Below are 14,302 nucleotides of genomic sequence, written 5' to 3'. Positions count from 1 at the left end.
CCATTGCTAACCGTTTCCGCTGGGGCTGTCCATTCGGCGGCTCTGGGCGTCCGGCGATTGTGGGAAAATCGGCACGCCGCCGCCACCGCGGCTTTTAACGCAACATTTTGAATCGTTAAGCCGGTGGAAAGGCCTGCCCGCTACTCCTGCCTTCGGGTGAGATACGAAGGTGGGAAAGATGCGTGACGACACTGTTGCGCCCATCATCATCAAGCGCAGGAAGGTGGTTGCCGGTGACGGCCATCACGGCGGCGCCTGGAAGGTGGCCTATGCGGATTTCGTGACCGCGATGATGGCTTTCTTCCTGTTGATGTGGCTTCTGAACGCGACGACGGAAAAGCAGCGCAAGGGGATTGCGGATTACTTCAGTCCGACCATTGCCATGGCCAAGGTCTCTGGTGGGGGGGACGGTCCCTTGGGTGGGGAATCCGTCTTTGCCGAGAATACCTTGCCACGGATGGGCACCGGGGCGACCAGCCTCAGCCCGACGGTGGAGCGGCGTGAAAAGGGGGCCGCCGATGCCGGGACGGCGGAGGATGGCGAAGACCCCGAACAGGAACAGTTCGAGGTGCTCGAGGACATGCTGATGGGCCGTGGCGGCGAAAGCGCGGTTGCCGATGCGCTGCTGGATCACATCGTCACCGAGGTGACCGACGAGGGGCTTGTGATCGAGCTATTCGAGACCCGGACCGCGCGCCTTTTTACCGAAGAGGCAAGGCCGACCCGGCTGCTGGAGGATCTTGCCATCGTCCTGAAGCGGGCGGCGGGCGTGGTCACCAACCCCATCGCGATAGAGGGTCATACCGCGGCCTATCCGGTGGTGCTGGCCCGGAACCCGTCCTGGGATGTCTCGGGCCTGCGGGCGACCGCGTTCCGCGAGCTTCTGACCCGCGACGGGCTGGCGCAGGGCCGCATCCGCCGGGTCACCGCGCATGCGGATCGCGAACCGGCGCACGAAAACCTCATGGATGTCCGGAACAACCGGCTGGAAGTGGTCTTCCTTCGGACGAAGTGACGGAGTTTGGCTTGGATTTTAGCTGTTAGCCGGGCGTTAAACCCGGGGCTCTATCTGTGGATGCGGAATGAAACGCGACAGCAGAAAGGCGTGTCCATGACTATCTCTTCGTCATTGAATGCAGGTGTTCTGGGGCTGAATGCCAATGCCAGCCGCCTTGCAACGATTTCCGACAATATCGCGAACTCGGCGACCTACGGCTATCGCCGGGCGGAGACAGAGTTCAACGCGCTGGTGATGGACAACAGCGGCCGAAGCTACACCGCCGGGGGCGTGACCAGCAACAACCTGCGCCTGATCGACCAGAAAGGGTCCATCGTTTCGACGAACAATGCCACCGACCTTGCGGTGCGTGGCCGTGGCATGCTGCCGGTCGTCGCGGCCTCGCAATACGAGGCGACGGGCGAGCCCGAGCTTCTGCTGACCTCGACCGGGTCCTTCCGGCTGAACGAGGAAGGGTTTCTGGTCAATGCCTCGGGGTACTATCTGATGGGATGGCCCGCCGATGTCGACGGCTCCATTCCGCCCTTCCCGCGCGACACCGTCGACGGGCTTGAACCGGTTCGGTTCAGCCTCAGCCTGACCTCGGACCCGACCACCGAGGTCTCGCTCAGCCTGAACCTTCCGGCGACGGACACGGCCTTCGATGCCTCCGGCGATCCCTACACGCTGTCGGTGGAATACTTCGACAACCTCGGCGTTTCGCAATCCATGGGCCTGACCTTCACGCCGACCATTCCCGGCGCCGGGGCGTCCAACGAATGGACGATGCAGATCACCGATTCTGCCTCTGCCGGTGCGGTGGTCGGCGAATACATCATCAGTTTCGACGACAGCCGGGCCGGTGGCGGCAAGATCCTTGGCGTGACCACGGTCCTGGGCGGCGCCTATGATCCGGTGACCGGCGTGGCCGAGGTCACGGTGGCGGGTGGCCCGGTCGATTTCGACATCGGCGCCGTCGGTGCGAACTCGGGCCTGTCGCAGCTTTCCGACAGTTTCGCGCCCATCGCGATCAACAAGAACGGCTCTCCGGTCGGCAATATGACCTCGGTCGAGGTCGATGCGAACGGTTATGTCAGCGCCAGTTACGACACCGGGGTCAGCCGCGTGATGTACCAGGTTCCGCTGGCCGACCTGCCGAACCCCAATGGCATGATCGCGCTGGACAGCCAGACCTTCCGTCCGTCCAAGCAAAGCGGCGCCTATTTCCTGTGGGATGCCGGTGACGGACCGACCGGCGACATCAAGTCCTATGCCCGCGAGGAATCGACCACCGATGTCGCGAAAGAGCTGACGTCGATGATCCAGACCCAGCGCGCCTATTCCTCCAACGCCAAGGTCATCCAGACCGTGGACGAGATGCTGCAGGAAACCACCAATATCAAGCGCTGATCCGGCGCGTGATCCCCTGACACAGGAGGACGCCCATGTCTCTTTCGACGGCTCTTTACGGCGCGTTCAGTGGCCTCAAGGCGAATTCAAGGGCTGCCGCGCTAGTGTCCACGAACATCGCGAATGCCACGACCGAAAGCTATGGGCGGCGCGAACTCGAGCTGCGGTCCGGGGCGTCCGGCACCGGGGGCGGCGTGCTGATCGATGGCGTTTTGCGCAACGTGAACCCGGTCCTGATCGCGGATCGCCGCCACTCGGACGCGGAAATGGGGCTGGGCCGCGCGCTTTACGATTTTGCCGCGCGCTTTGAAACGGAATTGGGGGACAGCGAGTCGCCCGGGTCCCTGGTGGGGCGCTACACCGCGCTTGAAAACGCGCTGCTGGTGGCGGCGGCGGACCCGTCTTCCGCGCAACGGCTGGACCAGGTCTCGCTGACGGCGGATGCGGTATCGACCAAGCTGAACGCGCTGTCGCGCGATGTTCAGGCGGCGCGCCTGGATGCCGACACAGAGATCGGTCGGCAGGTCACGTTGCTGAACGAAACCATTCTGCGGCTCGACGGGATCAACGACGACCTCAGACGGGTCTCTTCGGCGAATGCCGATCCGGCGGGGCTTCTGGACGAACAGGCCCGGCTGATCGACAGCATCTCGGAGATCGTGCCGCTGCGCGTGGTCCGGAAGGACGCAGGCGATATCGCGCTGTATACCACCGGCGGCGCGGTCCTGCTGGACGGGCGCCCGTCCGAGATCGGCTTCGCCCCCGTCAACGCCATGGATCCGGTCTTTACACTGGCGGGTGGCGACCTGTCCGGTCTGACGATCAACGGCATGTTCGCCAGGGCCTCGGGCAATGGTGTCCTGAAAGGCGGCAGCCTCGCCGCCCAGTTCGAGATCCGGGACGAGGCCGCACCGGCCCGGCAGACGCAACTGGATGCCATTGCGCGCGACCTGATCGAACGGCTTGGCCCCGGCGGACCGGACGCCACGCTGGCCGCCGCCGATCCCGGCCTGTTCACCGATGACGGGTTTGCCTTCGACCCCCTGAACGAGGCCGGCATCGCCGGGCGCATCCGGATCAACACCCTCGTGGCGCCGAACAGCGGCGGGTCCTGGCGGCTGCGGGACGGGCTTGGTGCCGTGACCACCGGCCCGGTCGGCGAGGCGCGCCTGCTGCAGGGCATCACCGCCGCGCTGGAGGCCGGGACCGTGCCATCCTCGCCCGCGCTGCCCGGTGTCAGCGCCTCCTTCGCGACGCATGTGGCGGATGTCACCTCGGATGCCGCCGCCGCCCGTGTCCGGGCGGAGGGGCAGAAGACCTACCTGAGTGCCCAGAATACCCGGCTGAAAGAGCTGGAGCTGGCGAACGGGGTCGACACCGATGCCGAACTTCAGCGGCTCATGCAGATCGAGCAGCTTTACGCCGCGAACGTCAAGGTCATGCAGACCGTCGACGACCTGATGCAGCAGCTGATGTCCATCTAAGGAGAAACGCCATGCAAACCGTCGGAGACATGTCCCGCGCGCTGGTTCTGCGCACCAACCAGGCCCGCCTGCGCGCCGAAATGGACAGGCTTGCGGTCGAGGTCTCCACCGGCTTCGTCCGCGACAGTGCCGCGCATCTGAAGGGCGATACATCGGCGCTTTTGTCCATCGACCGATCTTTGGAAAAGCTCGAGGCCTACCGCGTCAACGCGGCCTCGGCCACCTTCCTGACGGGCACGATGCAGGCCACGCTGGACGAGGTGCAGGACCGCAGCGAGGGCCTGTCGCAGACCCTGATCTCTGCCGAGCTGACGCCGAACGACGCGCTTCTGAACACCCTGTCCGAGGATGCGGCGACGGCGCTGAACCAGGTGCTCAATGCCCTGAACCGCAACGTGGCGGGGCGCTTCCTTTTTTCCGGCACGGCGACGGACACCGCGCCCATGCCCGCTGTCGACACGCTTCTCGCCGATGTCCGGGCAGCCCTTGCCGGAGCGACCGACATGGCCTCGGTCGATGCGGCGCTGGACAGCTTCTTTGGCGCCGGGGGCGGCTTCGAGGTCACGACGTACCAGGGGTCGGATACCGGCCTTGCGCCGCTGCGGTTGAGCGAGACGGAAACCGCAACCGTCGACATCCGCGCGACGGATGAGGTATTCCGCGCCGTCCTGAAACCGATGCTGAAGGCCGCATTGTCGACCGATGGCCTGCTGGCCTTCGACCAGACGCTTCAGATCGAGATGCTGAGCAGCGCAGGCCGCGAATTGCTGTCGGCCCAGGCTGATGTGGTCGAGATGCGCGCCGGGCTGGGCGCGCTCGAGGCGCGGCTGGAAGAGACGACAACCCGCATTTCGGCCGAACGCGCTGCGACCATCACCGCGCGCCTCGATCTTGTCGGGGCCGACCAATACGACACCGCCGCGCGCTATGAAAATATCCAGTCGCAACTGGAAAACCTCTACGCCATCACCGCGCGGTCCCAACGCCTTTCGCTGGCGGAGTTCCTCTGATGCGCCCCCTGATCGCCGCATTGATCGCCCTGACGCTTGCCCTGACATCCGCGGCCCATGCCCAGTCGGTCCGCATCAAGGACCTTGTCGAGGTCGACGGGGTGCGCGCGAACGACCTTGTGGGCTATGGGCTCGTCGTGGGTCTGAACGGATCGGGGGACGGTCTGCGCAACGCGCCCTTCACCGAGGAAATCATGTCCAACATCCTCGAACGGCTGGGCGTGAACGTCACCGGAGAGCAGTTTCGGCCTCGCAACGTGGCGGCGGTCATCGTGACCGGGCGCCTGCCTGCCTTCGCACGCGTCGGCAGCCAGATCGACATCACGGTTTCGGCCATCGGCGATGCCAGCAGCCTGTTGGGCGGCACCCTGATCATGACGCCCCTCAATGCCGCGGACGGGCAGATCTATGCGGTGGCGCAGGGCACCGTCATCGCCGGCGGGGTCGAGGCCGAAGGCGATGCGGCGCGGGTCGTGCAGGGTGTGCCCACCGCCGGGGTCATTCCCTCGGGCGCGCGGGTGGAGCGAGAGGTCGACTTCGACTTCACCGCGCTCTCGACCCTGCGGCTGGCCCTGCGAGAGCCGGATTTCACCACCGCCGCGCGGATCGAGGAGGTGATCAACCGCAGGCTCGGGCGCCGTGTCGCGACCATGCTGGATGCCGGAACAGTCTCTGTGAACCTGTCGCAGACCGGGGCGAACTCGCCCGCGCGGGCCGTCGTCGCCATCGAGAACCTCGCAATAGAGCCGCAGCGCCGGGCCCGGGTCGTTGTCGACCAGCGGTCGGGGACCATCGTGATGGGCTCTGACGTGCGCATATCGCGGGTGGCCGTGTCGCAGGGCAACCTGACCCTGCGGATCGAGGAGGCGCCCCTTGCAATCCAGCCGAATCCCTTCTCCGACGGGCAGACGGTTGTCGTGCCGCGCACCGGGGTCGCCATAGAGGAAGAGCCGGGCATCGGCCTTGCCGAGGTTCCGACCGGCACGAACCTCTCCGAGGTGATCGCCGGCCTGAACGCGCTGGGCGTCAGCCCGCGCGACATGATCGACATCCTGAAAAGCATCAAGGCCGCGGGCGCCTTGCACGCCGATTTTGTCGTGATGTGACGCCGCCGCAGAGGCTTTCTTAACGACTGCCTGCGAGTGTCGGGCAGGGCCAGTTCAGGAGACCGGGAATGCTCGGAATCATCGGTATCGTCGTGATCTTCGCCATGGTCTTTGGTGGGTACATGGCAGCGGGCGGAAAGCTCGGGATCATCCTCAAGGCGCTGCCCTTCGAATTCATGATGATCGGGGGGGCCGCCGCCGGTGCCTTCCTGATCAGCAATGATGGCGGCACGGTCAAACAGGCGCTGAAGGACATCGGCAAGGTCTTCAGGGGGGCCAAGTGGAAGCCCGACGACTACCGGGATCTGCTGTGCCTGCTGTTCGAACTGATCCGTCTGGCCCGTCAGAACCCGGTGGCCATCGAAGAGCATATCGAGGCTCCGGCGGACTCCAGCATTTTCGGGAAGTACCCGAAGATCGCCGGGGACAGATACGCGATGGAGCTGATCTGCGACACCATGCGCTCTGTCTCGATGAACTACGACGATCCGCATCAGGTCGAAGAGGTGCTGGACAAGCGGCTCGACGCCATGTCGCACCACGGCGGTCACAGCGCCCATGCGTTGCAGGCCATGGCGGATGCGCTGCCGGCGCTGGGCATCGTCGCGGCCGTTCTGGGTGTGATCAAGACGATGGCCTCGATCGACCAGCCGCCCGAGGTGCTGGGCAAGATGATCGGTGGTGCGCTCGTGGGCACCTTCCTCGGCGTTTTCCTGGCCTACGGGTTCGTTGGCCCCTTCGCCGCCAAGGTGAAGGCGGTCGCGGAAGAGGACATGCACTTCTACCACCTGATCCGCGAGGTGCTGATTGCCAACCTCCACAATCATGCCACCAACATCTGTATCGAGGTCGGGCGCCAGAACACGCCAAACCACTTCCGGCCCAGCTTCGAGGATCTTGAGGAGGCGCTGAAATCGGTCAAGCAGGAGGCCGCGTGATGCGGCTTGCGCTGGTCATTGTGGCGTGGCTTCTTCCGGGCCATCTGCTTGCCCAAACGGTTGCTGTCCGAAGCGGCGAACATGGCGCGTTCACCCGGCTTGTCTTCGACGTTCCGCCGGGCCTTGGCTGGACACTGGATCAGGTGCCGGAAGAGCGGCGGGTCAGGCTGGATCTTGACGCCGAGGGGCTGGGATTTGACCTGTCGCGCGTCTTCGACCGGATCGATCGCGATCGTCTTGCCAGCATCAACGCGGCGGAGGGTGGCAGCAGCGTGACCCTTGCGCTGGCCTGTGCCTGTGATGTCGAGGCATTTGTCCTGCGGGACAGGATGCTGGTCCTGGACATTCGCGCAGCGGATCCGGCGGAGGATGTTGCGGACAAACCTGCCGCCGGCGCGCCCGGGCTGTCCGGTCCGGCGGATGCCAGGCTGGCAGGCGATCTTTCGCGGGTGCGGGTCGATGGCATTCCCGGCATCGGCCCCGCCCGAACCGCCGATCCCTTGTTGCCGCGCCTTCCGGCGGGCAGGCCACCGACCTCGCACCAAGACGCTGTCGCGACCGGTGAGCCGGTTCGGGACATGTCCGACGCTATGGCAATCGGCGACCAGATTGCCGCCGACCTCGCAGCCGCCGCAACCGAGGGCATTCTGACCGCAGCGGTTGCTTCGAAGCCGCATTTCCCGGCGACGTCAGCCGACCAACCTGCTGGCCGCGACGCCAAAGACACCGCCGATGCCGACCCGGATGGAGATATCGTGCAACAGTTGGCCGCAGGCCTGTCCGACGTGGATCACACCGCAGCGGGCAGGCGACGGATTCAGGTGGGCGGCTTGTCTTGCATTTCCGACGAATCCCTCCGGGTTGCTCAATGGGTCGCGCCGGGAAGGGATATCAACGCCGTTCTGGCGCATCGCCGGGGCCTGGTCTTCGGGGAATTCGACCGGATCGACGAAGCGGCGCTTGTGTCCTACGCCAAGAGCTTGCTGCATTTCGGTTTCGGGGCAGAGGCGCGCGCGACATTGAACTTGTCCGCGGACGACGGGACCGAGGCCTTGAAGGCGCTGTCCTACCTGATGGATCACCGACCAGATCCCACGGGATTGTTCGGCGGCCAGACGAATTGCCCGGGCGACGCGGCGCTTTGGGCCGTCATTGCCCTGCCCGAGGACCCGGGCAGCCATCTTGTCGATACCGCCGCTGTCCTGCGGGGATATGAGACCCTGCCGATCCACCTGCGCGAACACCTGGGGCCGGTACTGGCCAATCGACTGTCGGGGGCGGGCTATCCCGGCGCGGCGCGCGACGTCCTGAACCGGCTGCAGCGGTCCAAGGGAGAGGAGACCGACAGCATCGCGCTCGGCCGGGCGCAACTGGATCTGCATCAGGGTGTTCTCGGCGCGGCAGAGGCCCCTCTGCGGAGTCTCGCCACCGGGGCAGGACCGGAATCACCAGAGGCCATCCTTGCCTCCATCGAACTGGCGCGTACCGCAGGCAAGCCCGTGCCCGGATACCTCGTGGAGCTTGCGGATGCTTTCTCGGTCGAGTTCCGCAACAGTGAGGAGGGGCCGGAATTCTGGAAGGCCCATGTCACCGCCTTGTTGCTGAACGATGCCTTTCAGGCTGCGCATGACCGCATCTCGGATGCCGACGGGACCTATGTTCCGGAGGATGTCATGGGTGCCATGCGGAATGTGGCGGTGGAGGCTGTCGTCGAGCAGGCGGATGACCTGACCTTTCTGAAGCTGGCGACGCGGGATCTTCAGACGGGTTTCCGCCCGGTGCGGGATCGGACCGTGCTGGCCATCGCGCAGCGGTTCCTGACAACCGGCCTGCCGGATTCGGCGCTCGCCCAGCTGTCCATGATCCCCTCGGCCAGCGCGGTCGGCCCCGAGGCGGCGATCCTTCGGGCCAGGGCTTTGCTGGATCTCGGGCGGCACGAGGAAGCCGAAATCATCCTGATCGGGCAGACCGGCGAAGAGGTGACCCGGCTGCGGGCCGAGCTGCGTGATCACATGGGTGATCACGAATTGGCAGGCAGCATGTATTCGGAACTGGGCGAAGAGGCGCTTGCCCGTCAGGCGGCCTGGCTTTCGGGCGACTGGGGATCTGTAGTCGAGGGGTCGGAGGACGCTCTGGCACAGGCCGCGGCGCTGATCCGGTCCCCGCCCGACGACATCGGTGTCGCGACCCCCAGCCTTGCCGCGGCGGAAGGGCTGTCCCAGGCCAGCGCCGATACAAGGGAAAAGATCCGCGCCCTGCTGGAGGCGACGCAACTCACGGAAAACGAAGGATAACCCACCCAAACACGGGGCACAGAACCTGTACCAGAGGCCAAGAAATGGCAAGAAACGACATCAGGGGCCGGCAAGCCCGATACCGGCGTAGGGATCAAAGCGTCTCTCCGGCCAATCCCGGCGGGGAGGGGCGGTAGCGATGCAGGCCAACACGCTTTTCAAGCCGACAATCCTCATGGCGCTGGCCCTCATGGCGGTGATCGTCATGATGATCCTGCCCATGCCGTCCTGGGTGCTGGACGTGGGCCTTGCCGCATCCTTCGGACTGGCGATCCTGATCTTCACGGTCACGTTGTTCATCGAGCGGCCTCTGGATTTCTCGGCCTTTCCGACGATCCTCCTGACCTCCCTGATGTTGCGCCTGTCGCTGAACGTCAGTTCGACCAAGCTGATCATCGGCGAGGGGCACACCGGAACGCATGCCGCCGGAGAGGTTATCCAGGGCTTTGCCAACTTCGTCATGGGCGGCAGCGTTTTCCTGGGCCTCGTGGTCTTCGGCGTTCTGATGATCGTGAATTTCGCCGTGATCACCAAGGGATCGGCCCGGATGGCCGAGGTCTCGGCCCGCTTCGCGCTGGACGGGATGCCCGGCAAGCAGCTTGCCATCGACGCGGATATGTCCGTCGGCGCCATCGATCACGCCGAGGCCAAGCGCCGCCGCGAGACCGAACAACAGGAAACGACCTTCTTCGGCTCGCTCGACGGCGCTTCGAAATTCGTCAAGGGAGACGCGGTCGCGGGCCTGCTGATCACGGCGCTGAACCTCGTGATGGGCGTCATCATGGGGTCGGTCGTTCACAGCATGCCGCTGTCCAGCGCGCTGGAAACCTATGCCATCCTGACCGTTGGCGACGGGCTGGTGTCGCAGATCCCGGCGGTGATCATTTCCATCGCTGCCGGTCTTCTGCTGGCACGCGGGGGTGCCACCGGCGCAACCGACGTGGCGGTGGTGTCGCAGCTTGGCAAGCACCCTTCCGCCCTGCTGGCCGTCGGCGTGCTTATGGCGCTTTTCGCGCTGGTGCCCGGGCTGCCCTTCCTGCCCTTCATGGCCGGTGCTGCGGTGCTGGGGTTCCTCGCCTGGCGCATGGCGACGCGCAAGCCAGAGGCGCCGGGCCGTGACGATGCAGAGGAAGAACCGCTGGCTCCGCCCGGGCAGGTCATGGGGGATGTCCTCGACCTTGACGACATCCATGTCGAGTTTGCCCCGGACCTGGTGAACATGGTGCTGGATCCGGGCACCGGCCTCGACGTGCGCATTGCCAATATGCGCACGCATATCGCCGCGCACTTCGGGCTGATCCTGCCCGAGATCCGCCTGACCGACGCGCCCGCCCTGCCGACGGGGACCTATGTCATCCGCATCCACGGGGTCGAAATGGCGCGCGGCCTCCTGAACCCGGATTCGGTTCTGGCGCTCTTGCCGGAGGCCTCCACGTCGCTGCCGGGCGGCAAGGATGTGACCGAACCCGTCTATGGCGCCCCGGCGCGCTGGATCCGCCCCGAGGATCAGGAAAAGGCCGCGATCACCGGCGCGACCATCGTCACCCCGACCGAGGTTCTGGCCACCCATCTGCTGGAGATCATCCGCCGCAACTTCGGCCGCCTGCTGACCCTGAAGGCGCTGCGGCGCCTGCTGGACGAAATGGTCTCGCTGACCAACCAGAACCGCGCCGAAGCGAACCGCAAGCTGCTGGACGAGCTGATCCCGGAAAAGGTGCAGATGGATACGCTGCTTCTGGTCCTGCGACTTTTGCTGGACGAGCAGGTCTCGATCCGGAACCTGCCGCTGATCCTTGAAACCATTGCCGAAATGCGCGGCCAGCAATGCCAGCCAGAGCCGATCTGCGAACATGTTCGGCAAAGGCTGGGCTTCCAGTTGGTGGCCAATCTGCGGCGCGAGGACGGGACCATCCCTCTGATCCAGCTTGCCCCGGAATGGGAAGAAACCTTCCTGTCCTACCAGATCGAGGGCAGCCATGGCGCGCTGGACGTGGCCCTTCCACCGGACCGGTTCGAGGCGCTGTGCAGCGGGCTGGCCACGACGATCGCCGAGGCGGCGGACCGTGGCGTTTCCGCCGCCCTGATCACCTCTGCCCGGCGCCGGCGCTTTTTGCGGACCGTGATGACCGCCAAGGGCCTGACGAACCCGGTCATGTCCTTCGAAGAGGTCGGGCTGGAGGCGCGGCCCGCGCTTGTTGGCGTGGTGGCCGCGTGATCGACCTGCTGCCCTTGATCGAGCCGGTCTTCGGCTCGCTTTGGGGCGCGCTGATCGTCTTCCTGCGCGTCGGCGCCACCATGGCCGTGCTGCCGGGTCTGGGAGAGCGGGTGATCTCTGTCCGCCTGCGGCTGGTCATCGGCCTCATGCTGACCGCCGCCGTGGCGCCCGCTGTCCTGCCACAGATCGACCTGCCAGAGCCCGGCCCGGGGGCGGCGGTGCACGCGCTTCTGACAGAGAGTGTGGCGGGTCTTTTCCTTGGCCTGATGCTGCGGCTCTTCGTGCTGGCCCTGCAGACGGCGGGCGCCATTGCGGCGCAATCGACCTCGCTGTCGCAGATCATGGGCGCCCAGGGCCTGGATCCGCTGCCCGCGCTGGGCCACATCCTGACGACCGCGGCGCTGGCGCTGCTGATGCTGAGCGGGTTCCACGTCAAGGCGGCGGCCTTCCTGATCCTCTCGTACGAGCTGATCCCGGCGCTGTCCTTCCCCAGCGCCACGGCGCTGGCAGAGGCCGGGCGCGAAAGGGTCAGCCAGAGCTTCGCGCTTGGTTTCACCCTCGCGGCGCCCTTCGTCATTCTGTCGGTCCTGTACAACCTGACGCTGGGGGTCATCAACAAGGCGATGCCGCAGCTCATGGTGGCCTTTGTCGGCGCCCCGGTCATCACCTTCGGGTCCATCGCCCTGCTTCTGGTGGCGGCGCCGGTCCTGCTGACGGTCTGGTTGCACGCCTTCGATGCCTTCATCACCGCGCCGTTCCGGTAGCGGCCATGGCGGGAAGTGAAGACGACGGCGCCGAAAAGAGCCACGAACCCTCGCAACGCAAGCTGGAAGAGGCGCGCAAGAAGGGCGAGATCCCGCGCACGGCGGATCTTCAGACCGCGATGGCCTACCTTGGGCTGTTGCTGTGCGCGACGGCGGTCGGCGGATATTGCCTGCGCGGCTTTGCCGAAGCCCTGCTGCCGCTGATCGAGCAGCCCGACCGGCTTGAGGCGCTTTTCTTCCGCGAGGGCGCGACAGCCCCCGCCGGGTCGCTGATCGCGGCGGGGCTGACACCGGCGATGCCGATCCTGCTGGTTCCGGCAGGATTTGTCCTGCTGACCTTGCTCGCGATGCGGGGCGTCGTCTTCACCGGCTCGAAACTCGCCTTCAAGGTCAGCCGGGTGAACCCGATCGAGAACGCCAAGAACAAATACGGGCGCCGGGGTCTGTTCGAGTTCTTCAAGAGCTTCGTCAAGCTGACGGTCTATTCGATCCTGCTGGCGCTCTTCCTGCGCGGGCAGCTGGACGTGATCACCGGCTCTTTGCGGGGCACCCCGGCGCAGGTCGTGCTGACGATGCTGGACCTCATGATGCGGTTCCTCTTCATCGTCGTGCTGATCGCCATGGTCATCGGGGCCATCGACGCGTTCTGGCAGCGCGCCGAGCACCACCGGAAGAACCGCATGACCCTCAAGGAGTTGCGCGATGAGATGAAGGAGGTCGAGGGCGATCCGCATGTCAAGGCGCAGCGCCGGATGAAGGCGCAGGAACTGGCGCTGAACCGGATGATGAAGGACGTGCCCGGCGCCGATGTGGTCATCGTGAACCCGACGCATTACGCGGTGGCGCTGACATGGGACCGGTTGCCCGGGTCGGCGCCGGTCTGCGTGGCCAAGGGCAAGGACATGGTGGCGGCCCGCATCCGTGAGGCCGCGCAGGCGGCGCAGGTGCCGATCCATTCGGACCCGCCGACCGCCCGGGCGTTGTTCGCCACAACCCGGATCGGCGAGCAGATCGCTACGGATTACTACCGGCAGGTCGCGGCGGCGATCCGTTTTGCAGAGGCGATGCGCCGCAAGGCCAGGCAGAGGGGCTGGAAATGACGGATTATGCGCAGCTGGCGACGATCACCCAGATCCTGCTCGAGACCGAGCTGAAGAAGGTCCGGGGCCACCGACAGGAGGTCGCGGCGCTCGATTTGTCGCTGACGCAGATGGATGCGCTGCGCGAAGCGGCGCTGGCGGATGGCGAAACCGTCACCGCGCGGCAACAGATCGGGGCGGATACGCTCTGGCAGGGCTGGCTGGTGCAGAAGCGGGCCGAGCTTTTGCGCCACATGGCGCTGGCGCAGGCCCGCGAGGACGACAGCCTGTCCCGCGCGCGCCGGGCTTTTTCGCGGGCGCAGGCGGCTGCCGCCCTGATCGAGGATCAGCAGCGCGCCGTGAGGGCAAAACAGTTGAAAACGGATGCGGACAGGCTGGATGCGCTGGGCACGCTTCGCCGGGCCAGCTCAGGCGATCCGGCCTGACAACAGGCCCCGATCCACGGACCGGGGCCTTTTCGGGGGGATGGGCGTCAGGCTTCCTGTCGGGCGATCTCGGTGATCAGCACATCGCTGACGTCGCTGCCAAGGACAGAGCGGGCGGCGTCCAGAAGCGCGCCGCGCAGGATCTTCATGCGCTCGCCGGTGGTGAAGGCGCCTTCGAAGCCGCCGATGTTCGCGTGATCGAACATGACCTGCAGGAACACGTCCCGCAGTTTCGGTTCGCGCAGGTAGACCGTTTCGGTGGCCCCGATGGAGACTTCGACGCTCAGCGATGCGACCACAAGCGCCCGGACCCGCTCGCTGCCCATGATCGGCACGACGAACTGGTTGCTCAGCTTCACGTATTCGCGTGCCGCGTCGGGCAGATCCGGGTTGTCGGGCGCGGTCGCGACGGTCTCGTGCCGGACCGTGCCGTCGGGGGGAGGGCACTCTGTGGCATCGGCATGGTCCTCGCCGGTGGGCATCAGAAAGAGCCCGGCGCCGACTCCCGCGCCGGTCCCCATGAGGGCCAGCAGGATGGGCAGGAGTTTCTTGATCATGG

Annotated in this window: 12 protein-coding genes; 11 read left to right on the top strand and 1 reads right to left on the bottom strand. The window is 65.8% G+C overall.

The features are described from left to right. Positions 1 to 178: 178 nt before the first annotated feature. The 11 genes from ACN5KJ_RS05825 (at position 179) to ACN5KJ_RS05775 (ending at position 13,743) form a co-directional block, all read left to right on the top strand. On the top strand, positions 179 to 1,015 hold the full coding sequence (locus tag ACN5KJ_RS05825) for a flagellar motor protein MotB (protein ID WP_418592573.1): 837 nt from the start codon (positions 179 to 181) through the stop codon (positions 1,013 to 1,015). 96 nt (positions 1,016 to 1,111) lie between these two features. Then, entirely contained in the window at positions 1,112 to 2,407 is a 1,296-nt protein-coding gene (locus ACN5KJ_RS05820; RefSeq protein ID WP_347166310.1) for a flagellar hook protein FlgE, read from the top strand. A gap of 35 nt (positions 2,408 to 2,442) precedes the next feature. Then, positions 2,443 to 3,891, top strand: coding sequence for a FlgK family flagellar hook-associated protein (locus tag ACN5KJ_RS05815; protein WP_418592571.1), 1,449 nt, complete (start codon positions 2,443 to 2,445; stop codon positions 3,889 to 3,891). Positions 3,892 to 3,902: 11 nt separating this feature from the next. Continuing rightward, the gene (locus tag ACN5KJ_RS05810; RefSeq protein ID WP_418592569.1) at positions 3,903 to 4,901 is read left to right on the top strand and encodes a flagellin; all 999 of its coding nucleotides are present in this window, start codon (positions 3,903 to 3,905) and stop codon (positions 4,899 to 4,901) included. Then, positions 4,901 to 6,007, top strand: a complete 1,107-nt coding sequence (locus ACN5KJ_RS05805; protein ID WP_418592568.1) for a flagellar basal body P-ring protein FlgI — start codon at positions 4,901 to 4,903, stop codon at positions 6,005 to 6,007. The genes ACN5KJ_RS05810 and ACN5KJ_RS05805 overlap by 1 nt, the downstream gene beginning before the upstream one ends. Before the next feature lie 68 nt (positions 6,008 to 6,075). Continuing rightward, positions 6,076 to 6,945: a flagellar motor stator protein MotA gene (motA, locus tag ACN5KJ_RS05800; protein WP_347166306.1), complete on the top strand. Its 870-nt coding sequence runs from the start codon at positions 6,076 to 6,078 to the stop codon at positions 6,943 to 6,945. Next, positions 6,945 to 9,239 carry a hypothetical protein gene (locus ACN5KJ_RS05795; protein ID WP_418592566.1) on the top strand — a complete coding sequence of 765 codons (2,295 nt, stop codon included), beginning with the start codon at positions 6,945 to 6,947 and terminating at the stop codon, positions 9,237 to 9,239. Before motA ends, ACN5KJ_RS05795 begins: the two co-directional genes overlap by 1 nt. Positions 9,240 to 9,378: 139 nt before the next feature. Then, on the top strand, positions 9,379 to 11,454 hold the full coding sequence (gene flhA / locus ACN5KJ_RS05790) for a flagellar biosynthesis protein FlhA (protein ID WP_418592565.1): 2,076 nt from the start codon (positions 9,379 to 9,381) through the stop codon (positions 11,452 to 11,454). Then, the gene (locus tag ACN5KJ_RS05785; protein ID WP_418592563.1) at positions 11,451 to 12,218 is read left to right on the top strand and encodes a flagellar biosynthetic protein FliR; all 768 of its coding nucleotides are present in this window, start codon (positions 11,451 to 11,453) and stop codon (positions 12,216 to 12,218) included. Before flhA ends, ACN5KJ_RS05785 begins: the two co-directional genes overlap by 4 nt. A 5-nt stretch (positions 12,219 to 12,223) precedes the next feature. Then, positions 12,224 to 13,318 carry a flagellar type III secretion system protein FlhB gene (flhB, locus tag ACN5KJ_RS05780; protein WP_418592562.1) on the top strand — a complete coding sequence of 365 codons (1,095 nt, stop codon included), beginning with the start codon at positions 12,224 to 12,226 and terminating at the stop codon, positions 13,316 to 13,318. Beyond that, positions 13,315 to 13,743 carry a hypothetical protein gene (locus tag ACN5KJ_RS05775; protein WP_418592560.1) on the top strand — a complete coding sequence of 143 codons (429 nt, stop codon included), beginning with the start codon at positions 13,315 to 13,317 and terminating at the stop codon, positions 13,741 to 13,743. The genes flhB and ACN5KJ_RS05775 overlap by 4 nt, the downstream gene beginning before the upstream one ends. A 47-nt stretch (positions 13,744 to 13,790) precedes the next feature. Here the strand turns inward: ACN5KJ_RS05775 and ACN5KJ_RS05770 are convergent, their stop codons facing one another. Continuing rightward, entirely contained in the window at positions 13,791 to 14,297 is a 507-nt protein-coding gene (locus tag ACN5KJ_RS05770; protein ID WP_418592931.1) for a flagellar basal body-associated FliL family protein, read from the bottom strand. Positions 14,298 to 14,302 lie beyond the last annotated feature (5 nt).

Source organism: Ponticoccus sp. (in: a-proteobacteria) (genome assembly GCF_048381735.1).
Note: the sequence above shows the minus strand (reverse complement) of the source record. Positions and strands in the feature narration are given on the sequence as shown.